Below are 22,783 nucleotides of genomic sequence, written 5' to 3' on the forward strand. Positions count from 1 at the left end.
CCTCTCTCATTGCTTGACGTTTATTGAAGCAGCTGCCGCAAACAAAACGTGCAAGCCGCATTCGTTGTGCGCTGCGTGAAGGCTAGATCGCTGCATTCCGTTTCGCAACGGGAACATCCCGACATTGCGAGCGCACGCAAAGCGTGTTGCGCCGCTGTCATATCTGCGACATCATGAAGCGGCCGGTGGTGTGGGGGTCTTTTCAATGTCGAATAGGTTTACGCAATACATTCTGGCCGCGATGGTGCTCGGCATCATCATGGGCTCCGCGATTTACAACTTCTTGCCCGATACGCGGGGCGACTGGGCCTCCTCCATCAATCTGATCGCCGTGATCTTCCTGCGCCTGATCAAGATGATCATCGCGCCGCTGGTGTTCGCGACCCTGGTCGGCGGCATCGCCCACATGGGTTCTGGCTCCAAGCTCGGGCGCATTTTTGCCAAGACGATGGGCTGGTTCGTCAGCGCCTCCTTCGTCTCGCTGATGCTCGGCCTCGTGATGGTCAATCTGCTGCAACCCGGCGCCAATTTCCCCGGCACGCTGCCCGACAAGGCGCAGTCGACCGGGCTGCCGGTTTCCGCCTTCTCGATCGAGAAGTTCCTGACCCATCTGATTCCGACCTCGATCGCGGACGCGATGGCGCAGAACGAGATCCTTCAGATCGTGATCTTCGCTGTATTCTTCTCGGTTGCGATGGGTGCGCTGCCGGAACGTTCCAAGCAGATCCTGTCGCTGATCGACGACCTCGGCCACATCATGCTGAAGGTGACGAGCTATGTGATGATGTTCGCGCCGTTTGCGGTGTGGGCCGCAATCACCGCGACGGTCGCCAAGAACGGCCTGCTGGTGCTCTGGAAGCTCATCGTGTTCATGGGCGGCTTCTATCTCTCGCTGTTCATCCTCTGGGGCATCCTGGTGGCGGTCGGTTTCATCGTGATCGGGCCGCGCTACAGCCATCTGCTTCGGTTGATCCGTGAGCCGCTGATGATCGCGTTCTCCACGGCGAGCTCCGAAGCGGCCTACCCGAAGACGCTCGAAGGCCTCAACCGCTTTGGCGCCTCGTCGCGAATCTCGAGTTTCGTGCTGCCGCTCGGCTATTCCTTCAACCTCGACGGCACGATGATGTATTGCACCTTCGCCAGTATCTTCATCGCGCAGAGCTACCACATCGACATGCCTCTCGGTACGCAGCTCGCGATGCTCGCGACCTTGATGATCACCTCGAAGGGCGTCGCCGGCGTGCCGCGCGCCTCCCTCGTCGTGATTGCCTCGACGCTGTCGCAGTTCAACATTCCCGAGGCGGGATTGCTGATGATCATGGGCATCGACACCTTCCTCGACATGGGCCGCAGCGCCACCAACGTGATCGGCAATACGCTGGCGACCTCGGTTGTGGCGAAGTGGGAAGGCGAGCTCGGGCCCGAGCATGCGATGGGTCCGGGCGATGCCGTGCCCGACGACATGGTGCCGGGTGAAGTGCCGGCGATGGCCGGCCATTGACGGGAGTGCGTCATGCGCCCTTTGACGGCGATTTCAAGCGGCCTTTTGCTGGCAGCGTGTCTGCTGGCAACGGGGGCCTCCGCCCAGACCGGCGGCAGCGAAGGGCTTAGCCCGACGCTGTCAGCCATCAAGAACGCGCACACCGTGCGGCTCGGCTATCGCGAAAGCTCGCCGCCGTTCTCCTTCCTCGACCAGGCTAACAGGCCGATCGGCTACAGCCTCGAACTCTGCGAGGCCGTGGTCGAGGAGATCGGCATCGAGGTCGACGATGCCAATCTGAAGATCGACTATGTCAAGGTCACCTCGGATGACCGCATCGACGCCGTGCTCCAGAACAAGATCGATCTGGAATGCGGCTCGACCACGGCCAATTCCGAGCGCGGCAAGCGCGTCGCCTTCTCGCCGCTGATGTTCGTCGCCGGCACCAAGCTGATGGTGCCGAAGGCGTCCAGCGTCCAGTCGTTGATCGACTTGAAGGGCAAGACCGTCGTGGTGACGAAAGGCACGACCAACGAGCAGGCGATCCAGGCGGCGGACAAGAAGCTCTCGCTGGGCCTGAACATCGTCGTCGGCGCCGATCACGAGCAGTCCTACCAGATGCTGGTCGATGGCAAGGCCGATGCGTTCGCGACCGACGATATTCTCCTCTCGGGCCTGATCGTGCGCCACAAGGCGCAGGACAAGTTTCGCGTCACCGGTGACTATCTGTCCTACGATCCCTACGGCATCATGTTCCGCAAGGGGGACCCGCAACTGGCGGCGGTGGTCGAGCGTGCCTTCCGCAAGCTCGGCTCCAATCACGATCTCGTGCCGCTCTACAACAAATGGTTCATCGCGCGCATGCCGACCGGCGAGAAAATGAACGTGCCGATCTCGCTGCAGCTGGAGGAGGCGTTCAAGGCGATGGACGATTCCGCCAGCGCGAACAACTAGCTGAATTTCACGCGGCGATCTCGCTGCACCTTCTCCCACGGGGAGAAGCGATGACGCCGTGTACCTGGTGCTCAGCGCGCTTCGTCGAACACCCGATCCAGCGCCGCATCATACGTCGCCTGCACAAGCTCCGGGTGCAGCTTCCCGAGCGCTTCCATCATCACCCCGGAATTGATCTCGAGCACGCGCCAGGTGCCATCGACCAGAACCACGTCGATCGACGCGAAGCGGATGCCGATGGCGCTCGCGGCTTCGATCGCGAGCTTCACGCACGCCGTGCGAACCGTGCCTTGCTTCAGCAACACCGGTTTGGCGCCAGCATCGAGATTGTGCCGCCAATCCGTGCCGCGCTGCTTGCTGTAGACGACGCGGGGCGCATCATCGAGCAGGATCACACGGACCTCGTTCTCGATCGCGACATAGGGCGAGATCACGAGCCCGGTGCTCATCGAAAAGACCTCGCCAATCGCGTGGTCGAGCTCTGCCTCCGTCGTCACCTTGAACACCGAGCGCCCCGAGGTACCCTCGTTGGGCTTCGCCACCACGCCTTGCGGATTCTCTCGAAGCAGCTCGACCATCCCATCTCGCCAGTTGGGGCCGGCAACCTTCTCGCCCAGCTTCGGGTTGAGGAGGAGATGATGGGGAATGCAGGGCACGCGTGCGAGCGACAGGACCTCGGCGGTTGCCGATTTGTCGTTGGCAAGGCGGTGCGCGATCGCGCTGTTCAGGCCGATGTCGTAACCGAAGGCGAAGCGGCGCATCTCCCCGCGGCGCATCGCGATCAGCCAGCCGCCCGAGCGGACATCGACGTCGATGCCGTGGCGCGCGCCATAGCTCCTGATCGCCTGGACGAAGATCCGTTCGCTGCTTGCCATGTCTTGATCGTTCCAGGCGCCAAAAGCCGCAAAAATGCGGGAAATGGCGCCAAAGCCGGGTGAAAGTCAGAGCTATTCTTAATGAAATTCTCGCGAGCACGACGGAAATTAAGTGCTGCTTTCGCGGCCAAAAAGGAAAAGATATTGCCCCCTTCGCGTGCCGGACAGCAGATCCGTTAATGACGTGACCATTTCCGCCGCAAATGCCGGTTTGACCGGCATCAATTGCATCCGGAACGAGGTTGATTATTGGTCGTAATGGCGTAGATCACTCACGCGAAATCCTCCGCCACGGCAATGGTGTCCGCCCGTTTTCAGGGCCGGGCAATGCTTTTGCCCGAAAACCCGCAGACATTCGGAATATCGAAAATCATGAGCGCGTTTTACCGAGAGAAGGTTCTTTCCGTCCAGCATTGGACCGACACGCTGTTCAGCTTCCGCGCTACGCGCGACACCGGCTTCCGCTTCCAGAACGGCCAGTTCGCCATGATCGGCCTCGAGGTCGACGGCCGTCCGCTGCTGCGGGCCTACAGCATGGCCAGCGCCAACCACGAGGAAGAGCTCGAGTTCTTCTCGATCAAGGTGCAGGACGGTCCGCTGACCTCGCGCCTGCAGAAGATCAAGGAGGGCGACACCATCCTGGTCGGCCGCAAGGCGACCGGCACGCTGATCACCGACAATTTGATCCCCGGCAAGCGGCTGATGCTGCTTTCGACCGGTACCGGCCTTGCGCCCTTCGCCAGCCTGATCAAGGACCCCGAGGTCTATGAGCAGTTCGAGAGCATCGTGCTGGTGCACGGCTGCCGCCAGGTGTCCGAGCTCGCCTATGGCGAGAAGCTCGTCGCCAGTCTGCGCGAGGACGAGCTGTTCGGCGAGCTGCTCGCCGACAAGCTGATCTATTATCCGACCGTGACGCGCGAGCCGTTCCGCAACCGCGGCCGCATTACCGACCTCATCAACTCCGAGCAGATCTTCAACGACATCGGGCAGGGTCCCCTCAACATCGAGACCGACCGCGTCATGATGTGCGGCAGCCCGGCGATGCTCGAAGAGTTGAAGGTGATGTTCGAGAGCCGCGACTTCGTCGAAGGCTCCGGCAACAGGCCCGGCCATTTCGTGATCGAGAAGGCGTTCGTCGAGCGCTGATTGGCTCTCGGTGTCGTCCTGGCTTTCGCCAGGACGACGGCGGTGGGCACAGCGTCTCGCCCGGCTAGCAGCTCCTCCGCATCCCCGCTCTCTGCTGCACTGCAGCAGCCCAGCCCATCGGGCTGATTGATTTGCCTCATCCAAATTCGCTAGCCTGAAACAAGCGCTGCGTCATATCCGTATGACAGGCGTGGGCGTATCGTACTGCCCGATGCTGGCGAGAGGATGGGAATCGTGGCCGACGACACCAAGACGCAGGAATCCTACAACGGTCCATCTCCCAAGCGCCTGCCGCTGGCCGAAGAGGGAATCCTGGAAACCCTTCTGCTTCCCTTCTCGCCACGCTTCATCATCCTGACGATCTGCGCGGTCGTCACCGCGCTGCTGATCGGAATTGGCATCGCGGACCGCAAGATCTTCGGCATCCTGCTGATCCCGATCGCCATCTTCGGGGCCCTGACGGCGCTCGGCGTCCGCGATCTCATGCAGAAGAGCCACGCGGTGCTGCGCAACTACCCGATCTCGGCGCATATCCGTTTCCTGCTCGAAGAGATCCGCCCGGAGATGCGGCAGTATTTCTTCGAGAGCGAGAAGGACGGCATGCCGTTCTCGCGCGACACCCGCGCAGTGGTCTATCAGCGCGCCAAGATGCAGCTCGACAAGCGTCCGTTCGGTACCCAGGAGGACGTCTATCGCGAGGGCTATGAGTGGATGCATCACTCGGTGTCGCCGAAGGCGCATGCCGAGGAGAAGTTTCGTGTCACCATCGGCGGGCCTGACTGCGCAAAACCCTATTCGGCTTCGGTGTTCAACATCTCGGCGATGAGCTTTGGCGCGCTCAGCCCGAATGCGGTGCGCGCGCTCAATGCCGGCGCCAGGAAGGGCGGCTTCGCCCATGACACCGGCGAGGGTGGCGTCAGCCCCTATCATCGCGAGATGGGCGGCGACATCATCTGGGAGATCGGCTCGGGCTATTTCGGTTGCCGTCATCTCGACGGCACATTTGATCCCGAAGCCTTCGCGCGCGTCGCTGGTGACGACCAGATCAAGATGGTCGAGCTCAAGGTCAGCCAGGGCGCCAAGCCCGGCCACGGCGGCGTGCTGCCGGCGGCGAAAGTCTCGGAAGAAATCTCCAAGATCCGCGGCGTCGCGATGGGCGAGGATTGCATTTCGCCGGCCTCGCACCGTGCCTTCTCAACGCCTGTTGGCATGATGCAGTTCATCGCGGAGATGCGAAGGCTTTCCGGCGGCAAGCCGGCGGGCTTCAAGCTCTGCATCGGTCATCCCTGGGAATTCCTGGCGATCTGCAAGGCGATGCTGGAGACCGGCATCTATCCCGACTTCATCGTGGTCGACGGCAACGAAGGCGGCACCGGTGCGGCGCCCCTCGAGTTCATGGACCATCTGGGCATGCCGATGCGCGAGGGCATCAATTTCGTCCACAACGCTCTGGTCGGCATCAATGCGCGCGATCGCATCAAGATCGGCGCCTCCGGCAAGATCGCGACCGCCTTCGACATGGCACGCGCCATGGCGATCGGCGCGGACTGGTGCAATTCTGCGCGCGGCTTCATGTTCTCGCTCGGTTGCATCCAGTCGCTGAGCTGCCATACCGACCGCTGCCCGACCGGCGTCGCGACCCAGGATCCGACGCGGGCGCGTGCACTGTACGTGCCGCTCAAGATCGACCGCGTCCACAATTATCACCACGCCACGCTGCACTCGTTGACCGAGCTGATCGCCGCGGCGGGCCTGACCCATCCGCAGGAGCTGCGCCCGATCCACTTCAGCCAGCGGACGTCGACGACCAAGGTGCAGTCCTTCGCGCAGCTCTATCCGGCGCTGCGTCCGGGCGAACTGCTCCAGGGCACCGAAGACCCCCGGTTCCGTGATGCCTGGCAGATGGCGCGGGCGGATACGTTTCAGCCGGCGATCTGAGGCTTGGCCCCACCGCATGATACCGCCACGCTTGGCCGCGGCATAAATTCGTCGCGAGCTGGTTGCATTTTAACCTCTGTGTCAGCTTCGGGTGTAAATTGGCTCAATGGACGAAGAACGGCGCAGCAAGACCAGGCATCGCGTGTTGAAGGCCGGAACCATCGAGTTCGGTGGCGGCGCGATCGACTGCACGGTCCGGAACTTCTCGGACACCGGCGCGGCCCTCGACGTCACCAGCCCGGTCGGGATTCCCGAGCGCTTCACCTTGAATATCAAGGCCGACGGAGCGCATCTCGCCTGCACCGTGGTGTGGCGCAAGGAAAAGCGCATCGGCGTGCGGTTCGGGTGAGAGGGCTCACCCCGTTTCCACGTCCCCCGGCCGGCTCGCCAAGATCTTGTCGATCCGCCTGCCGTCGAGATCCACCACCTCGATATGCCAGCCTGCGAAGTCGAAGGCGTCGCCGACATTGGGCAGCACGGTGAATTGCTGAAGCACGAGGCCGGCGACCGTGTTGTAACGGTGATGCGGCGGCAGCTCGATGCTGAGCAGCTCGCCGAACTCGTCGACCGGCATCCAGCCCGAGACGAGCAGTGAGTCGTCCGCTCGCCTGACATAAGCCGGCTCTGGCGGGCCTTCTTCGGAATGGAAGGCGCCGACGATCGACTCCAGGATATCCGCCGCCGTCACCACGCCTTCGAAGGCGCCATATTCGTCGTGGACGAGGCCGATATGCACCGGCGCCGCCTTCAGGATCGCGAGCACGTCGCGCGCGTCCGCGGACGCCGGGATGATCGGCGTTTCGCGCACCAGCACGCGCAGATCTGGCGTGCGCTCGCGCATATAGGCGACGAGCAGATCCTTGGCCTGGAGCACGCCGATCGGCTTGTCGCGATCGCCGTCACACACCGGAAAGCGCGAATGCGGGCTCTTGGCGATCAGCGCCTGGATCGCCTCCTGATCGTCGTTCAGGTCGATCTCGTCGACCTCCGTGCGCGGCGTCATCACGGCGCCGACCGGGCGGTCGCCGAGCCGCATCACGCCGGCGATCATCTCCTTCTCGCCGGGCTCGAGCACCCCCGCGCTCTCGGCCTCGTTGACGAGATGATGGATCTCGTCTTCCGACACTTTCTCCTCGGCCTTGCCGCCGCGGCCGAGCAGCGTGAGGATCAGCTTGCCGGAGACGTCGAGCAAAAACACCAGCGGCAGCGAGATCCGCGCCAGCACGTGCATCGCCGGCGCGACCTTGACTGCGATGCTTTCGGGATCGCGCAGCGCCACCTGCTTCGGCACCAATTCGCCGACGATCAGGGTCGCATAGGTGATGATGGTGACGACGATGCCGACGCCGACGATGTCGGCAATGCCGGAGGACAGGCCGAGCTCGACCAGCCACTGCGTCAGTCGCTGCCCGAGCGTCGCGCCGGAGAAGGCGCCGGAGAGCACGCCGACCAGCGTGATGCCGATCTGCACCGTCGAGAGGAACTTTCCGGGATCGGCCGCCAGCGTCAGCGCGCGCTCGGCGCCGCGCACGCCTTTGGCGGCCAGCAGCGACAGCCGCGCCGGGCGCGATGAGACCACAGCGAGTTCCGACATGGACAACAGGCCGTTGATGACGATCAGGACGACGACGATGATGAGTTCGACGGACAACATTGTGCGCAGGCGATGGGAACACGCGATCCGGCGGACGCCGGACGAAGCCCATTATATATGAGCGTGATGCGCGTTTTGCCTGGTTCCGACCAAATTGTCGCAGGCGAGGTTCAGGTGCTTTCGCCGGGGTTTTCGAGACTGAACGTGTCCGATTGCTCGTCATATGCGAACAGCTCGGCATAGCGGCCCCATGAAACGATCGTCTTCAACGTCTCCTCGGCGTCTTCCTCGGACATGTAGTCTTCCAATTCATTCCGGAAGCGAGCGACGGGCGCGGTGTGGGACGTGCGCTCATCGAGCACACGCTTGATCAGGGCCATCACCGGAACATAGGTGAGCGCATGCTCGGCGAAGAGTTTCTTGCGGGCGTCGGTTTCAAGATTGGCAAACCGGTTGCCGGCTTCCGATAGCACCAGGTCGCCTTCACTCAACTGGGCGAACCGCAGCAATTGAAGGGATTCGCCGAAGTGGATGATCTCGCCCGCTTCCAGTTGGAGACTGCCGGCCAGCACAGGTAGGTCGGCGTGGCCGTTGTACGGCGGCCCGGACAACGTTTCGATCAGGCCTGAAAGGACGTTCGATGAAACATGGTGCAGAACCATGCCAATGCCGGTGCCCGGAATGCCCTCGATCGAAGCGGGCCTGGCCTCGGGACGCTGGGTCATGCGGGCATAGATGCTGTCGACCAATTGCCGGAAGACCGGATCCAGCCGATTGCGCGGATGCGGCAGATCGACCTTGATCTCGGCGGCGACCCGTCCGGGGTTCGACGAGAACACCAGGATGCGATCGCACATCAGGACCGCTTCCTCGATATTGTGCGTCACCATCAACACCGACTTGATCGGCAATCGACCCTCGATCCAGAGATCGATCAGATCGGTGCGCAGCGTTTCGGCCGTGAGCACGTCGAGCGCCGAGAACGGTTCGTCCATCAAGAGCAGGTCGGGATGCACGACCAGCGCGCGGGCAAAGCCGACGCGCTGGCGCATGCCGCCGGACAGCTCCTTGGGAAAGGCCGATTCGAATCCATCGAGGCCGATCAGGTCGATCGCCGCGAGCGCGCGCTTGCGCCGTTCGGTCGCGTCGACGCCGAGCGCCTCCAGTCCGAGCTCGACGTTTTGCAATACCGTCAGCCAGGGAAACAGTGCGAACGACTGAAACACCATGGCGACGCCGTTCGGCGGACCCGCGATGATCTCGCCCCGGCAGGTCGCCTGCCCCGTGGTGGGGGAGACGAGGCCGGCAATGATCCGCAGCAGCGTGGATTTGCCGGAGCCCGAGCGGCCGAGCAAGCCGACGATCTCGCCGGAGCGGATCGTCAGATCGACCTTCTCCAGCACCAGCAGCTCCTCGCCGCTGCCCTTTGGAAAGGACCGGCAGACACCGCGGATATCGATGAGCGTAGAGGGTTGATCGAGCATGATGGTCTCCTCGTCAGCCGAGCCGAAGGCGGCGCTCGCCGAACGCATAGAGTGGTCGCCAGACCAGACGATTAAACAGCGTCACCAGAACGCACATCGTGGCGATACCGAGAACGACGCGTGGAAAATCGCCGGCTTCGGTCGCAGATGCAATATAGGCGCCGAGCCCGGCGGCATTCAGATGGGTGTCGCCCCAGCTCGCCACCTCGGCGACGATCGAGGCGTTCCAGGAGCCGCCGGATGCGGTGATCGCGCCGGTGACGTAATAGGGAAAGATGCCGGGCAGGATGACCTTGAGCCACCACCGCCATCCGCCCAAATGAAGGCTGCTCGCGGCCTCACGCAGATCGCTGGGAAAGGCACTGGCGCCGGCGATGACGTTGAACAGGATGTACCATTGCGTGCCCAGGATCATCAGCGGGCTCAGCCAGACATTGGGATTGAGCCTGAAGCTGACGATCGCAACGACGAAGACCGGAAAAGCGAGATTGGCGGGAAACGCGGCGAGAAACTGTGCCAGAGGCTGGATGCGTTCGGCCAGTTTGGGACGCAGCCCGATCCAGACGCCGATCGGCACCCACATGATGGTAGCAAGGCTGATCAGCACGATGACGCGCAACAGCGTGATCAGCCCGTCGCGGATCACAACCAGCACATCGCGCAGGCCAAGACTGGCCGAGAGATAGCGATAGGTCAGCCAGGCGGCGTAGACCGTGCCGGCGAGGATGACGGCAAGCCAAAGTCCGTCGATCAATCGCGACGGCCGGCCCTTGCTCTTTGTCTTTCCCCTCAGTTCAGGCAGCGAGATACGCAAGTTGGAAATTTCACGATTGACGGCCGAGAAGGGCAGCGTGACGGCACGCAGAGCGCGTGTCCGGCGAAACAGGTCGAGCATCCACGAGGTGGGTGGCTCACCGGACGCCGTCTGCTCGAAGCGGAATTTGTCGGCCCAGGCGATGATGGGCCGGAACAGCAATTGGTCATAGGCGATGATGACGAGCAGCATGGCCAGGATCGCGTAGAAGATCGCCGGCAAATCGCGCTGCTGGATCGCCTGGGCGACGTAGGAGCCGACCCCCGGCAGGGTCACGGTGGTGTTGCCAACGGTGATCGCTTCCGACGCGACCACGAAGAACCAGCCGCCCGACATCGACATCATCGCATTCCAGATCAGTCCCGGCATCGCGAAGGGCACGTCGAGGCGCCAGAAGCGCTGCCATCCGGACAGATGAAAGCTCTGCGTGGCCTCTTCCAGGTCCTTCGGCACGTTGCGCATCGACTGGTACATGCTGAACGTCATGTTCCAGGCCTGGCTCGTGAAGATCGCGAACACCGAGGCGAGCTCGGCGCCGAGCACCTGGCTCGGAAACAGGTTCATGAAGAAGACGACGGTGAAGGTGAGGAAGCCCAGGATCGGTACCGACTGAAGGATGTCCAGCAGCGGGATCATCACCATCTCGGCGCGCCGGCTCTTGGCGGCGATCGCGGCATAGATGAAAGTGAAGATCGTGGAGCAAACGATCGCAAGCAGCATCCGCAGGACGGTGCGTAGCGCATAGAGCGGCAGGTTTGCCGGATCGAGCGAGACTGGCGTTCGCTCGAGCTCGGACAGGGGAGCGACGGTCTGCTCGCCGCCATAGACGATCAGCACCATGGCGCCGATCACCAGGATCAGTGCCGCGACATCCCAGACATTGGGGAGTAGCGCCTGGCCGATCGCGGCCGTGCGGATATCTCTTGGCTTCATGGGCCTGCCTTTGGGCAATAATCCCGGGCTTAGAACTCGGCGTGCAGGCGGCCCGAGAAGATCGAGACCGGTCCACGGTCGGCGTTATAGGCCGGGTTTGTGATCAATTGATAGTCGCCGGTCAGCGTCACGCCCTTGATCACCGAATAAGCGTAGTAGGCTTCGAGAATGCGTTCGGTGCGGTAGTTGAGCTGGCCGTCGCCGATCAGGAGGCCCGTGCCGCCGGCCGCGAGGAAATCGCGATGCGCAGCCGACAGGCCGTTGATGGCGCCGCCGATGCCGACCGTGTCGTCCGGACGCCCCCAACGGCTGCCCTTGATCGACAGGCCGCCGGAAACGCTGCGGTCGATGTCGGTGAAGGACAGGATCTGGTTCTGGCCGTCGTTCCAGCTTGCTCGCGCGAACAATCCGACGTCGTTGACGATCTGCTGCTCGAGATTGACGTAGAACCCGTATTTGAGGCGGGTGCGCTGGGTCGTGCTGACAATGTCGTTGATGTCGAGCGCAGGATTCGTCGCAGCGAGATCCACCACCTCGCGGTAGTTCGCGGTGTGACCGCTGTTGGCAAACACGCCGACGCGCAATTTGCCGGGTTGCTCGAAGATCGAGTGACGTTCCTCGAACTCGACGACCGAGCCGCCGGTCTTGAAGGTGAGTATGTCGCTGTTCGGGGCGTCCGGGACCTGGAACAAGCCGGCGCGTATCGCCCAGTTCTTGCGATTGAGCTCGACCACGGCGCCGCGGGTGTAGCCGGGCAGGTCGGCGGGGAAGTCATAGGCGGCCGAGGCCCACATCGCCCAATTCATGAAATCGGCGCGCGGATCCTTTGCGTAGGCGTTGCCGTCGAAGAAATCGCCGACGGCGAAGCGGCCGGCGATCAGCGTGACGCGATCGATATCGCGCTTGCCTGCGAGCTGGTTCGGCGCGTCCTCGACCGCTTCCTGCTCGCCGCCAAGTCCGAACGTCTGCTTGAAGTAATAGCGTTGCGCACGGATTTTTGGGAACGGCGCACCGGCCTTCTGCGCTTCGCCGTTGGAAAAGCCGGCGAGGCCGAGGGTGCCGTTGAGGCCAAAACCCTGCGCGAGCTCCGGGTTGAAGTAGACCTCGCCACCGTCCCAGAGTCGCGCGCCCAAGAACGCGGTCGTCGTCCATGTCGCCTGGAACTGGCCGCCGCCCGGCAGGCTCTGCGGGCTCGCATAGGGCGAATGGATCGGCCCGTAGCCTTGCGGCAGCACGGTCGTTTGGGCGTGCACGTTCCAGTCGTCGGACTCGGGCAGCTTGGGCTTGCCGACCGCCGGCATCCATGGCGTATCGCCGAACTGGTAGTTCAGGCCGAGCTTGAACAGGTGAATGCGCGGATCGACGTTGACGCTGCCGAGGCCAAAGCCGCTGAGGTCGTAGGTCTTGCGCGAGAGGTCGACATATTCGTATTCGGCCTTCGCGGTCCAATTGCCGCTGACGGCGAATTCGAGACCCAGGCCCGCAGTCCATCCAGCCTGGTAGTGGCCGACCGGGAAAAGCGGCGTGACGCCGTCCGCGTCGTTGACGTTGATGTGCGTGTGGCCCCAGGCGACGCCGCCGGTGACGTAAGGCATGAAGCGGTCGAAAGCATAGCCGACGCGGCCGCGCACGGTGCCGACATAGTCGATCGTGGTGTTGAAGGGCACCGGTGAGCGCGCGAGCGCAGGGCCGTCGAGAGGGCCGGTAAAGGTCGCATCCGCTTCGATGCCGAGTACGACGCGGTTTGCGAGCTGCCGATTGTAGCCGAGCTGATAGCCGCCGCTGAGCCCGGTCGCGCTGTGCGGAAAGATCACGCCTTGCTCGGGCAATGGATTGGTGCCGGGCCCGAAGCTCGCATCGCCGTAACCGAAATGGCCGCCGACATAGAAGCCGGTCCAGTCGTAGACAGTTTTCGCGGCGCGTGCCTTCAGCGGCAGGTCGGCGGCAAGGCTGGCGCCCGGCAGCACGAGCATGCCCGAGGCGAGCGCCGCGGCCGTCCGCAGATACCTGTAACGGAGACTTCTCAACGTCAAAACTACGCCCCCAGACGCGACTCTGCCTTGGCCACCGTGACATCCCTGCCGATTCGCGGCGATCCTGTCATCAGGGACTTGGCTGTTCACGCGGCTGGACGAGACGAACTCGCCACAGTGCGATGTCACCCCAAGGTCTGGCCAAGCCCCTGTGCTTGTTGTGAACTCTATTGCTAATAATTCGCAATAGCAACTAGTCCAGAATGTCGCAGAGGATGGTTCGCATCCTTATGTGACGGGACTGCAACAACCTCCCGGCGCGGAAAAAAGGATGACCCCGCCCGGGGGGACAGCCGGGCGGGGTCGGGGGGCACGACACGGGGTGGATGAGGCGCCCGTGTCGGACGCAGGATCCACGTAAGATCGGCCTCAGAACCTCAAATCAGTAGCAGGTACGAACGCGGCCGACGTACTGGCCGAAGGCGTTGTACTGGGCGACCCAGCCGCAGCGGTGGTAGCCGTAGTAATAGGGCTCGTTGCTGGCGGCGATCGCGGTGCCGACGATGGCGGCGGTGGCGATGCCGGCGCCGACACCCCAACCCCAGCCGAGCGGCTTGGCTTCGGCCTGCGAGGTGGTGGTCGCGATGCTGCCGGCGACGGCAAGGGTGGCGAGAGCGAGTGCGGCAAGCTTGGTCTTGATCGACATGTGAAACTCCATCCGGGTTGAGGCGGTCCGTTGTGGTCCGCGTGCCCAGTTGGACGGAGCCTTGCCGCATCAGGTTCGAAGTCGCGTCGGACGGCTCCGGAGCCGGACATTATGTCGAATGATTTCCGCGCGGTGTGAGCTAGCCGAGAGGGCCCTTGGCGAGCCTGTTCACGTCGAAGTTATCGACCTCGGCCAGCAGTTCGCAAAAGGCGCGCGCGCCCTGGTCGATCAGTTGTTCGCCCTTCGCAGGCACAGCCAAAGTCGCGTTGCCGACGGCGCCGCTGGCATTGAGATCCTGCGCCTGCCAGGCGAACGGCGCGGGCCGCTGCGTCGACAGCCAATGATATTGTTTTTCCAACGCGACGCTGCTGGCGGGAAAATCCGCGATCGCATCGGCGCGCACCTGCTCGGGATAGCGCGCCAGCATGATCGAGGTCTCGACGGCGCCACCGTGAATGCCGTGGCGCACTTCTTCTGGCGGGAACAGCTTGTCCGCACCTGATAGCCGCGACCACGAGGTCGTCACCACGAACAGCTTGTGATGCGCGCGAAGATCCTGCGCCACCAGCATCATCGCCGCGCTGTTGCCGCCATGACTGGTGATGATGACGAGCTTTCTCACGCCGCGCCGCGCGATGTCCTCGCCGATCCCGGTCCAGCGCTTCAGCGCGATCTCGGTCGGCAGCGTCTGCGTGCCCGGATAGTCGATATGCTCGGTGGAGATGCCGACGGGTTCGACGGGAAGGAACGTCACGGGGGCGGGCGCGGGCAGCACTTCCCGCACGCGTGCGAGATAGGCCTCCGCGATCAGCACGTCGGTCGCGAGCGGCAGATGCGGCCCGTGCTGCTCGGTCGCCGCGAGCGGAAGCACCGCGATCCAGCGCGATGCGTCCGCCGGACCAGTGTCGGCCCAGTGGATCTCGGTCCAGTCGCGAGGAGGTGTCATCAAGGTTTCTTTGCCCGGATTTGTCACGTAGTTTGGGGTATCAGGGGACGCGGGCCCGGCCGGTTCGCGTCCCCTGATATGTTGCGGTTTTATCGCGTTGTTTTCACATCGGCTAGAAGCGATCGACGGAGTGCGTTCATGAGCCCCTCTCATCTGCGGCGAGCGTTAACGGTGGGCTTGCTGGCCTCTGTGGTGTCGATCCTGCCGGCGCGCAGCGAGACGCTGGACAAGGTCACTTTCGGCACCAATTGGGTCGCCGAGGCCGAGCATGGCGGGTTCTTCCAGGCGGTCGCCGACGGCACCTACAAGAAATACGGGCTCGACGTCAGCATCGTTCCGGGCGGACCGAACGAAAACAACCGGATGCTGCTGATCGCCGGCAAGATCGACTTCTTCATGGCCGCGAACACGCTGATGTCGTTCGACGCCGTCGCCAACAACGTTCCGGTGGTGACGATCGCCGCGATGTTCCAGAAGGATCCGCAGGTGCTGTTGTCGCAGCCCGACGCAAAGGTGACCAAGCTGGAGGACCTCAAGCCGCTGACGCTGTTCGTCTCCAAGGAGGGCATGACCAGCTATTTCCAGTGGCTCAAGTCCGAATACGGCTTCAGCGAGAAGAAAGTCCGGCCCTACAATTTCAATCCGCAGCCCTTCATCGCCAATCCCAAGAGCGCCATGCAGGGCTACGTCACCTCCGAGCCCTTCGCCGTGGAGAAGGCCGCCGGATTCAAGCCAAACGTCATCCTGCTCGCCGATGCCGGCTTCAACACCTATTCGACGCTGATCGAGACCCGCCGCGACATCGTCGAGAAGAAGCCGGACCTGGTGCAACGCTTCGTCGATGCCTCCATCGTCGGCTGGTACAATTACATCTACGGCGACAACTCCGCCGGCAATGCCATGATCAAGAAGCTCAATCCGGAGATGACCGACGATCTGCTCGCCTATTCCGTTGCCAAGATGAAGGAATACGGCATCGTCGATTCCGGCGACAGCCTGAAGGCCGGCATCGGCGCCATGAGCGACGAGCGCTACACCTCCTTCTTCAACAAGATGGTGAAGGCCGGCGTCGTGAAAGGCGATCTCGACTTCCGCAAGTCCTACACGCTGCGCTTCGTCAACAAGGGTGTCGGCGTCGAACTGCGCCCCGCCAAGCCGTAGCCAATGCCGAGATTGGAGCGAGGTGCATCGGCGTTGCTTACCTCTCCCCGACGGGGAGAGGTGACGTGCCCCGCAACGGTCAGCGATCGATGGTAGAGAACAGAACTCCGCCCACGGTCGAGGCCAGCCTGACGGCGCTCGCCGTCAGCCTGCGCGGTGTGACGAAGGTCTATGACAACGGCGTCATGGCGCTCGGCCCGCTCGATCTCGCCGTGCGCAAAGGCGAATTCATCTCGCTGCTCGGGCCCTCCGGCTGCGGCAAGTCGACGGCGCTGAGGCTGATTGCGGGGCTCAGCGCCGCATCGTCAGGCACCGTGCGGGTGTCGCGCCACGAGGGCGAGGTACAAATTGGCCACGGCATCGGCTTCGTGTTCCAGGAGCCGACCCTGATGCCCTGGGCCAATGTGCGTGAAAACGTGCGCCTGCCGCTGAAGCTGGGTGGTATCCCGAAGGCCGAAGGGCGGGCGAGGGCCGATGCCGCGCTCGCCAGCGTCGGGCTTGCCGATTTCGCCGATGCCTTCCCGCGCGAACTCTCCGGCGGCATGAAGATGCGGGTGTCGCTGGCGCGTGCGCTCGTCACCGACCCCGATATCCTCCTGATGGATGAGCCGTTCGCGGCGCTCGACGAGATCACGCGCTTTCGCCTCAACAACGATCTGCTGGCGCTGTGGCGCGGCCTTGGCAAGACCGTCGTCTTCGTCACCCATTCGGTGTTCGAATCCGTCTATCTGTCGCAGCGCGTCGTGGTCATGACGGCGCGGCCCGGCCGCATCCAGGCCGACATCCGCATCGAGACGGTGGAGCCGCGCGGAGAGGAGTTTCGCACCTCGGCGGCCTATTCCGATTATTGCCGGCGCCTCTCGGCCGCGCTGGCGCCGTCCTATCGGGGGCAGTCGACGCTATGAACGCGCAAGCTGCCGCCACTGCAAAGGCGTCCACCGCGCAGCGCGCGCTGCGCGTCGTGCTGCCCGTCATCGTGTTCGCGGCCGGCCTTGCCGCCTGGGAGCTCGTGGTCCGTATCAGGGAGATACCGCCTTACGTGCTGCCGGCGCCATCAGTGATTTTCCTGACGCTGATCAAGGACTGGGCGGTGCTGTCGCAATCGCTCGCGACCACGCTGCTGACGACGCTCGAAGGTTTTGTCGCCGCCAGCATCGGCGGCATCGCGCTGGCGCTGTTGTTCAACCAGTCGAAATGGGTGGAATTTTCGCTATTCCCCTATGCCGTCGTGCTCCAGGTGACGCCCGTCATCGCGATCGCGCCGCTGCTCCTGATCTATCTGGAGCAGCAGGCCGCGGTCGTCGTCTGCGCCTTCATCGTCGCGTTTTTTCCGGTTTTGTCGAACACCACGCTCGGGCTGAATTCGGTCGACCGCAACCTCGCGGGCCTGTTCCAGCTCTATGGCGCATCAAAGCCGCAGACCCTGCGCTTCCTGAAGCTGCCAGCAGCGCTGCCCCATATTTTGGGCGGCCTGCGCATCGCCGGCGGCCTGTCGCTGATCGGCGCGGTCGTGGCCGAAATCGCCGCGGGGACGGCGGGGGCAGGCTCGGGCCTCGCCTACAGGATCGCCGAGTCGGGCTATCGATTGAACATACCCCGCATGTTCGCGGCGCTGCTTTTGTTGTCGCTGGCCGGGATTGTCATCTATGGGGTGCTGGCGCTAATTTCCCACCTCGTTTTACGGCGCTGGCATGAGAGCGCGCTTGGAAAGGAAAACTGATGTCTACCGGTTCGATTTCGTCCGACAAGATCGACCTTCTGATTTATGGACCGGTCCGGCCGATCCTCGAGAACGGGTTTTCCGATCATTTCGTCGTGCACAAGGCCGAGACGCGCGGCGATCTCGAGCGGCTGACGCCGGCGATCCGCGAGAAGATCCGCGGCGTCGCGGTGACCTATCACACCGTCCGCGCCGACAAGGATTCGCTGTCGCAATTGCCCAAGATCGAGATGGTGGCGAGCTTCGGCGTCGGCTACGACCATATCGACGCCAAATACGCCGCCGAGCACAACATCATCGTCACCAACACGCCTGACGTGCTGACCGAGGAAGTAGCCGACGTCGCGATGGGCCTGTTGATCTCGACCGTGCGTGAATTCATCAAGGCGGACCGCTACGTCCGCTCCGGCCTCTGGCAGACCCAGAACTATCCGCTCAGCGTCGGCTCGCTGCGCGACCGCAAGGTCGGCATCGTCGGCATGGGTCGGATCGGCCAGGCCATCGCACGCCGGCTCGATGCCTCGCTGGTGCCTGTTGTCTATCACTCGCGCAATCCGTCCAAGGACGTCTCCTACAAGCACTATCCTGATCTGATCGAGATGGCGAAGGCGGTCGACACGCTGATGGTGATCGTGCCGGGCGGCGCTGCTACCGAAAAGATGATCAATGCCGAGGTGCTCAAGGCGCTCGGTCCGCGCGGCGTGCTGGTCAACGTGGCGCGCGGCTCTGTCGTCGACGAGCCCGCGCTGGTCCAGGCGCTGAAATCAGGCACCATCCTCGCCGCCGGTCTCGACGTGTTCGCCGCCGAGCCCAACGTGCCTGATGAGCTCAAGACCATGCAGAACGTGGTGCTGCTGCCGCATATCGGCTCGGCCTCCGTCGTCACGCGCAACGCCATGGACCAGCTCGTGGTCGACAATCTCAAGTCCTGGTTCTCGGGCAAGGCGCCGCTGACGCCGGTTGCGGAAACGCCGTTCAAGGGGCGCTGATGCAAGTTCTTCGGGTCGGTGCATTCGCCGTCGCGGCCCACTTGGCCGCGATCGGCATCGCGCATGCGCAGGATGCGACGACCCTGAAGAAGGAGATGGTCGGGCAGTGGGAGCTCTCGACCACCGAACGCAGCAAGACCTGCGTCGTCACGATGAAAGGCGACGCGACGGCGCAGGGCTTCAAGCTCGAGCTCGAGCCGGCCTGCAAGACCGCGCTGCCCTTCACCAAGGATATCGTCGCCTGGAGCGTCAAGGGTCTGGATATCGTCCGCTTGCAGGATGCGACCGGTGAGGCCGTGATCGATTTCACCGAGGTCGAGGCTGGCATTTTCGAAGGCCTGCGGCAGGGCGAAGGCGTCTACATTCTCCAGGATCTCGCGGCGGCCCGCTCCATGGCCAAGTCGATGGACCAGATGATCGGCGACTGGGCGATGGTCCGCGGCAACGGTCAGCCGGTCTGCGGATTGACGCTGACCAACACGGAAGCCGAGCAGGACAATTTCCAGGTCTTCCTGAAGCCGAAATGCGATGCGGCCATTGCCCAGTTCAACCCGACGCAATGGCGGCTCGAGCACGGCCAGATCGTGCTGATGTCGAAATCGGGCGAGGTCTGGCAGTTCGAGGCGGACGACAACGCGCAATGGCGGCGGGTTCCCGATACGGCGGATCCCCTGATCATGCTGCGCCAGTAGGCGCGTCTGCGTTGCTGCAATTTTTCTGCTGCTCATGTCGATCAGGCTTTGGCTGGATCGTCATCTGGATAGCGAGCTGATCGCGCGGCCGAACCGGCCGCGTCTCGCCTTATCAGGAGTTTTGCATGCGGTTCATGTACATCGTCACCTCCAGCCAGCCGATGAAGGGCCCCAGCCCAGCGCTGATGGAGGCCATGCAGAAGATTTCCGAGCGGGAAATCAAGGCCGGCCGGATGATCGACAATGGCGGCCTGATGCCGCTCGCGACCGGCGCACGGGTGCGGATCGTCGACGGCGAGCTGAGCGTCGTGGATGGTCCCTTCATCGAGGCCAAGGAAGTGGTCGGCGGCTATGCCATTTTCGAGCTGCGCGACAAGGCGGAAGCCCTGGCCATGGCCAAGGAGTTCATGCAGCTGCACCTCGACCACATGCCGGGCTGGGACGGCACCTGCGAGTTGCGGGCCTTTGCCACGCCGGGCGTCGATGACGCCTGCGAGGTCGATGCGAAATCAGGCGTAGCCGCCCAAGCCTGATGGTCGCCACCGGCAATCAGGGTCGGCGGCGATGACGGCCGCCGACATCGATCAAGCCGTCCGTGCCACGATTCATGCAACCTGGCGCGTCGTGCAGCCGCGGCTGATTGCGACGTTGTCGCGGATGCTGCGCGACGTGCCTCTTGCTGAAGAGCTGACCCAGGACGCGCTGGTCGCTGCGCTCGAAGCGTGGCCCGGCATGGGCGTGCCCGACAATCCCGGCGCCTGGCTGATGACGACCGCGAAACGCCGTGCGCTCGATCATTTGCGCCGCGGCAAGATGCTTAGCGACAAGCACGACATGCTGGCGCGGGACATGTTGCAGGAGCAGGAGACGGTGCCCGATTTCGATGCCGCGCTCGACGACGACATCGGCGATGAATTGCTGCGGTTGGTCTTCACCGCCTGTCATCCGATCCTGTCGCGCGAAGCTCGTGTGGCGCTGGCGCTGCGCATGATCTGCGGGCTCACCACCTCCGAGATCGCGCGCGCCTATCTCGTGCCTGAGACCACGATCTCCCAGCGCATTGTCCGCGCCAAGCGGACGCTGTCGAATTCCGGTCTCGCTTACGAGACGCCTGTTGGCGAGGCCCTGTCGGAGCGCCTCGCCTCGGTGCTGGAAGTCGTCTACCTCATCTTCAACGAGGGCTATCTCGCAGCGCGTGGCGAGGAATGGCTGCGGCCGCAGCTTTGCGACGAGGCGCAGCGCATGGGCCGCGTGCTCGCAGGCCTCGCCCCTGACGAACCCGAGGTTCACGGCCTCGTCGCGCTGATGGATCTGAATGCCTCGCGGACGCACGCGCGCACCGACGCGAACGGCGATCCCATTCTGCTGATGGACCAGGATCGCACGCTCTGGGACTGGTTGCAGATCCGGCGCGGCCTGCGCTCGCTCGAACTTGCCGTCGAACTCGGTGGCGGAGCGGGGTTTTACGCGCTTCAGGCGGCGATCGCGGCATGTCACGCCAGAGCGGAGACCGCTGCAGCGACCAACTGGCCGCGTATCGCGCAGCTCTACGCCGAACTGTCGCGGCTGGTGCCCTCGCCGGTCATCGAGCTCAATCGCGCGGTCGCGGTCGGGATGGCCGAGGGACCGCAGGCTGGCCTCGACGTGCTGGACGCAGTCGCCGGCGCACCGGCGCTGGCGGCCTATCATCATCTGCCGGCGGTTCGCGGTGACCTCCTGCAAAAGCTTGGGCAGCTTACGGAGGCGCGGCACGCGTTCGAGGCCGCCGCGCATCTTGCGACCAACGAGCGCGAACGCGCGCTGATGCGGCGCCGCGCCGCCGCACTCGACGCCCGGACGATCTAGGTCGTCGGCTTGGGCGGCGGCGCGGTGCCTTGCGCCCACTTCTCCATCTTGCCGAGCACGCCCCAGGCCGTGAGCGCCAGCGAGATCGGGAGCGCGAATTGGCTCAGGCCCGGCACCGCGGACGCGATCGTCCCCAGCAGTCCGGCAAGGCCTCCCGCATTGGGGCTTGTCGTCACCGCAGAGAGCAGCGCGGTGATGAGCGAGCCGGCGATGCCCAGCGCGGTCTTCTTGCCGTCGAGCATCTTGCCGATGGTTTCGCCGAGCGCGCCGTTGACCTGACCGAGCACGGGCTTGTTGCCGAGCAAGGCGCCGAGCAGGTCGACCACCTGCTTGAGCTGATCGGTCGGAGCGGGGTTTGTCGCCGCCGGCGTTGCGGGGGCTGTCTTGGTGATCAAGGAGAGGAGCTGTCCAAGCACATTCACCGGCGTGTTGGCCGCCGGCGTCGTGCTCACAGGAATTGTCGCTCCCGGCTGCAAGGCCTGCGTGAGGCTTTGGAGTTGGGTCAGGATCTGAGAGAGCTGGGTGGTCTGGCCCGCAGGCAGCGTCCCGATCGGCGGGATCGCGATCGGCGTTGCACCTGTTGGAGCCGCTCCGGGTTGAAGAAGCTGTGCGAGGTTCTCCAGCCGGCCCAGGATCTGGGACAGGTCGATATTCGCCGTCTGGACCGGTTGCACCCCGGCACGCGTGATGGCGGAGATGGTGGTCCCGTCGAGCAGGCCGGTATCCTCGAGGCCGTGCTGTTGCTGAAACTGCGAGACCGCTGCCTTGGTCTTCGGTCCGCTGATGCCGTCTTCGTCGAGCGGCGGATTGGCGCCGAGCCTGTTGAGGGTCTGCTGCATCAGCAGCACCGACGACGCCACGTCCTCGTCGGGCTCGGAACGGGGAACGATCGACGGGCTGTCGCCGATCGTGATGGAAGAATCCAGCAACATCATCGCGTGCAGGATCACCGCGGTGCCGAGCTGGGAATCGGTATGGGTCGGATCGAAGACGTGGTCCGCGACGAATTTTCCCGGCCTCGCCTCCGGCGGTCCGTAGAGGGTCGAACCGCCGTAGAGATAAGGCGAGTTGACGCCCTTGGCGTGATAGCCGAGGCCGTTGAAGCATTCGAGCCGGTACAGCGTGCGCGCGATGCACCAGTCCTGCGTGCCGACGAAGTGCTGGACCCTCAGCGCGTCCACGGCGCCGTCGACGAACGAGGCGAACGGGCCGCGCCCTTTCGGGACGAGACAGGTCACGCGATGCAGCGACTCGCCGTTGCCGAGATAGGTGTCGAAATCGAAATTGGACTCTCGATAGTGGCAGAGCGCGACGAAATACCAGGGCACACCGGTCAGCCGTTCGACCTGCTGATAGGTCGCCTTGCCGTTGATGGCCTTGCGTGCCGTTGCGTTGGCCTCGGCAAGGCGTGCCGGCCGGATCTGGAGATTGTCCCAGTTCTTCTCATATCCACTCTTCAGGCTCTCGTATGACACCATCTCCCGCTCCCGCGAATTGATAAAATTATCGGTTCGTTTGCAAATCAGGCGTGAG

At 63.7% G+C, this 22,783-nt stretch carries 20 protein-coding genes; 12 read left to right on the forward strand and 8 right to left on the reverse strand.

Going from position 1 to position 22,783, the window contains the following annotated elements:
• Positions 1 to 205 precede the first annotated feature (205 nt).
• Together XH90_RS03275 and XH90_RS03280 are read left to right on the forward strand one after the other, a co-directional pair.
• On the forward strand, positions 206 to 1,501 hold the full coding sequence (locus tag XH90_RS03275) for a dicarboxylate/amino acid:cation symporter (protein WP_194479187.1): 1,296 nt from the start codon (positions 206 to 208) through the stop codon (positions 1,499 to 1,501).
• 12 nt (positions 1,502 to 1,513) lie between these two features.
• Positions 1,514 to 2,434: an amino acid ABC transporter substrate-binding protein gene (locus XH90_RS03280; protein ID WP_194479188.1), complete on the forward strand. Its 921-nt coding sequence runs from the start codon at positions 1,514 to 1,516 to the stop codon at positions 2,432 to 2,434.
• 71 nt (positions 2,435 to 2,505) lie between these two features.
• Here XH90_RS03280 and XH90_RS03285 read toward each other — a convergent pair whose 3' ends face one another.
• Complete coding sequence (locus XH90_RS03285) at positions 2,506 to 3,309, reverse strand: RimK family alpha-L-glutamate ligase (RefSeq protein WP_194479189.1); 804 nt, start codon at positions 3,307 to 3,309, stop codon at positions 2,506 to 2,508.
• A 372-nt stretch (positions 3,310 to 3,681) separates the two neighbouring features.
• Here XH90_RS03285 and XH90_RS03290 point away from each other — a divergent pair, with 372 nt between their 5' ends.
• The 3 genes from XH90_RS03290 to XH90_RS03300 all read left to right on the forward strand — a co-directional run bounded on the left by XH90_RS03290 (position 3,682) and on the right by XH90_RS03300 (position 6,742).
• Positions 3,682 to 4,455 carry a ferredoxin--NADP reductase gene (locus tag XH90_RS03290; protein WP_194479190.1) on the forward strand — a complete coding sequence of 258 codons (774 nt, stop codon included), beginning with the start codon at positions 3,682 to 3,684 and terminating at the stop codon, positions 4,453 to 4,455.
• Positions 4,456 to 4,680: 225 nt separating this feature from the next.
• On the forward strand, positions 4,681 to 6,393 hold the full coding sequence (locus tag XH90_RS03295; RefSeq protein ID WP_194479191.1) for an FMN-binding glutamate synthase family protein: 1,713 nt from the start codon (positions 4,681 to 4,683) through the stop codon (positions 6,391 to 6,393).
• Positions 6,394 to 6,499: 106 nt separating this feature from the next.
• Entirely contained in the window at positions 6,500 to 6,742 is a 243-nt protein-coding gene (locus XH90_RS03300; RefSeq protein ID WP_194479192.1) for a PilZ domain-containing protein, read from the forward strand.
• Positions 6,743 to 6,748: 6 nt separating this feature from the next.
• Here the strand turns inward: XH90_RS03300 and XH90_RS03305 are convergent, their stop codons facing one another.
• From XH90_RS03305 to XH90_RS03330, 6 genes are all read right to left on the reverse strand, one after another.
• Positions 6,749 to 8,047 carry a hemolysin family protein gene (locus XH90_RS03305; RefSeq protein WP_194479193.1) on the reverse strand — a complete coding sequence of 433 codons (1,299 nt, stop codon included), beginning with the start codon at positions 8,045 to 8,047 and terminating at the stop codon, positions 6,749 to 6,751.
• Between the two features lie 110 nt (positions 8,048 to 8,157).
• Positions 8,158 to 9,471: an AAA-associated domain-containing protein gene (locus XH90_RS03310; protein ID WP_194479194.1), complete on the reverse strand. Its 1,314-nt coding sequence runs from the start codon at positions 9,469 to 9,471 to the stop codon at positions 8,158 to 8,160.
• A 13-nt stretch (positions 9,472 to 9,484) separates the two neighbouring features.
• Positions 9,485 to 11,218 carry an ABC transporter permease subunit gene (locus XH90_RS03315; protein ID WP_194479195.1) on the reverse strand — a complete coding sequence of 578 codons (1,734 nt, stop codon included), beginning with the start codon at positions 11,216 to 11,218 and terminating at the stop codon, positions 9,485 to 9,487.
• Positions 11,219 to 11,247: 29 nt separating this feature from the next.
• Positions 11,248 to 13,191: a carbohydrate porin gene (locus tag XH90_RS03320; protein WP_194482577.1), complete on the reverse strand. Its 1,944-nt coding sequence runs from the start codon at positions 13,189 to 13,191 to the stop codon at positions 11,248 to 11,250.
• Positions 13,192 to 13,633: 442 nt separating this feature from the next.
• Complete coding sequence (locus XH90_RS03325) at positions 13,634 to 13,897, reverse strand: hypothetical protein (protein ID WP_194479196.1); 264 nt, start codon at positions 13,895 to 13,897, stop codon at positions 13,634 to 13,636.
• Positions 13,898 to 14,036: 139 nt separating this feature from the next.
• A complete protein-coding gene (locus XH90_RS03330) occupies positions 14,037 to 14,843 on the reverse strand; it encodes a creatininase family protein (protein ID WP_194479197.1) in 807 nt (268 codons plus the stop codon).
• 138 nt (positions 14,844 to 14,981) lie between these two features.
• Here XH90_RS03330 and XH90_RS03335 point away from each other — a divergent pair, with 138 nt between their 5' ends.
• From XH90_RS03335 to XH90_RS03365, 7 genes are all read left to right on the forward strand, one after another.
• Positions 14,982 to 16,004, forward strand: coding sequence for an ABC transporter substrate-binding protein (locus XH90_RS03335; RefSeq protein ID WP_194479198.1), 1,023 nt, complete (start codon positions 14,982 to 14,984; stop codon positions 16,002 to 16,004).
• Between the two features lie 89 nt (positions 16,005 to 16,093).
• The gene (locus XH90_RS03340) at positions 16,094 to 16,909 is read left to right on the forward strand and encodes an ABC transporter ATP-binding protein (protein WP_194482578.1); all 816 of its coding nucleotides are present in this window, start codon (positions 16,094 to 16,096) and stop codon (positions 16,907 to 16,909) included.
• The gene (locus XH90_RS03345; RefSeq protein WP_194479199.1) at positions 16,906 to 17,724 is read left to right on the forward strand and encodes an ABC transporter permease; all 819 of its coding nucleotides are present in this window, start codon (positions 16,906 to 16,908) and stop codon (positions 17,722 to 17,724) included. The genes XH90_RS03340 and XH90_RS03345 overlap by 4 nt, the downstream gene beginning before the upstream one ends.
• Positions 17,724 to 18,713, forward strand: coding sequence for a 2-hydroxyacid dehydrogenase (locus XH90_RS03350; RefSeq protein WP_194479200.1), 990 nt, complete (start codon positions 17,724 to 17,726; stop codon positions 18,711 to 18,713). Before XH90_RS03345 ends, XH90_RS03350 begins: the two co-directional genes overlap by 1 nt.
• Complete coding sequence (locus XH90_RS03355; RefSeq protein WP_194479201.1) at positions 18,713 to 19,405, forward strand: AprI/Inh family metalloprotease inhibitor; 693 nt, start codon at positions 18,713 to 18,715, stop codon at positions 19,403 to 19,405. Before XH90_RS03350 ends, XH90_RS03355 begins: the two co-directional genes overlap by 1 nt.
• 125 nt (positions 19,406 to 19,530) lie before the next feature.
• Complete coding sequence (locus XH90_RS03360; protein ID WP_194479202.1) at positions 19,531 to 19,938, forward strand: YciI family protein; 408 nt, start codon at positions 19,531 to 19,533, stop codon at positions 19,936 to 19,938.
• A gap of 31 nt (positions 19,939 to 19,969) precedes the next feature.
• Positions 19,970 to 21,250, forward strand: a complete 1,281-nt coding sequence (locus XH90_RS03365) for an RNA polymerase sigma factor (RefSeq protein ID WP_194479203.1) — start codon at positions 19,970 to 19,972, stop codon at positions 21,248 to 21,250.
• Here the strand turns inward: XH90_RS03365 and XH90_RS03370 are convergent.
• Complete coding sequence (locus tag XH90_RS03370) at positions 21,247 to 22,728, reverse strand: peptidoglycan-binding protein (RefSeq protein ID WP_194479204.1); 1,482 nt, start codon at positions 22,726 to 22,728, stop codon at positions 21,247 to 21,249. The genes XH90_RS03365 and XH90_RS03370 overlap by 4 nt on opposite strands.
• Between the last annotated feature and the right edge of the window lie 55 nt (positions 22,729 to 22,783).

Source organism: Bradyrhizobium sp. CCBAU 53338 (assembly GCF_015291665.1).
Classification (GTDB): domain Bacteria; phylum Pseudomonadota; class Alphaproteobacteria; order Rhizobiales; family Xanthobacteraceae; genus Bradyrhizobium.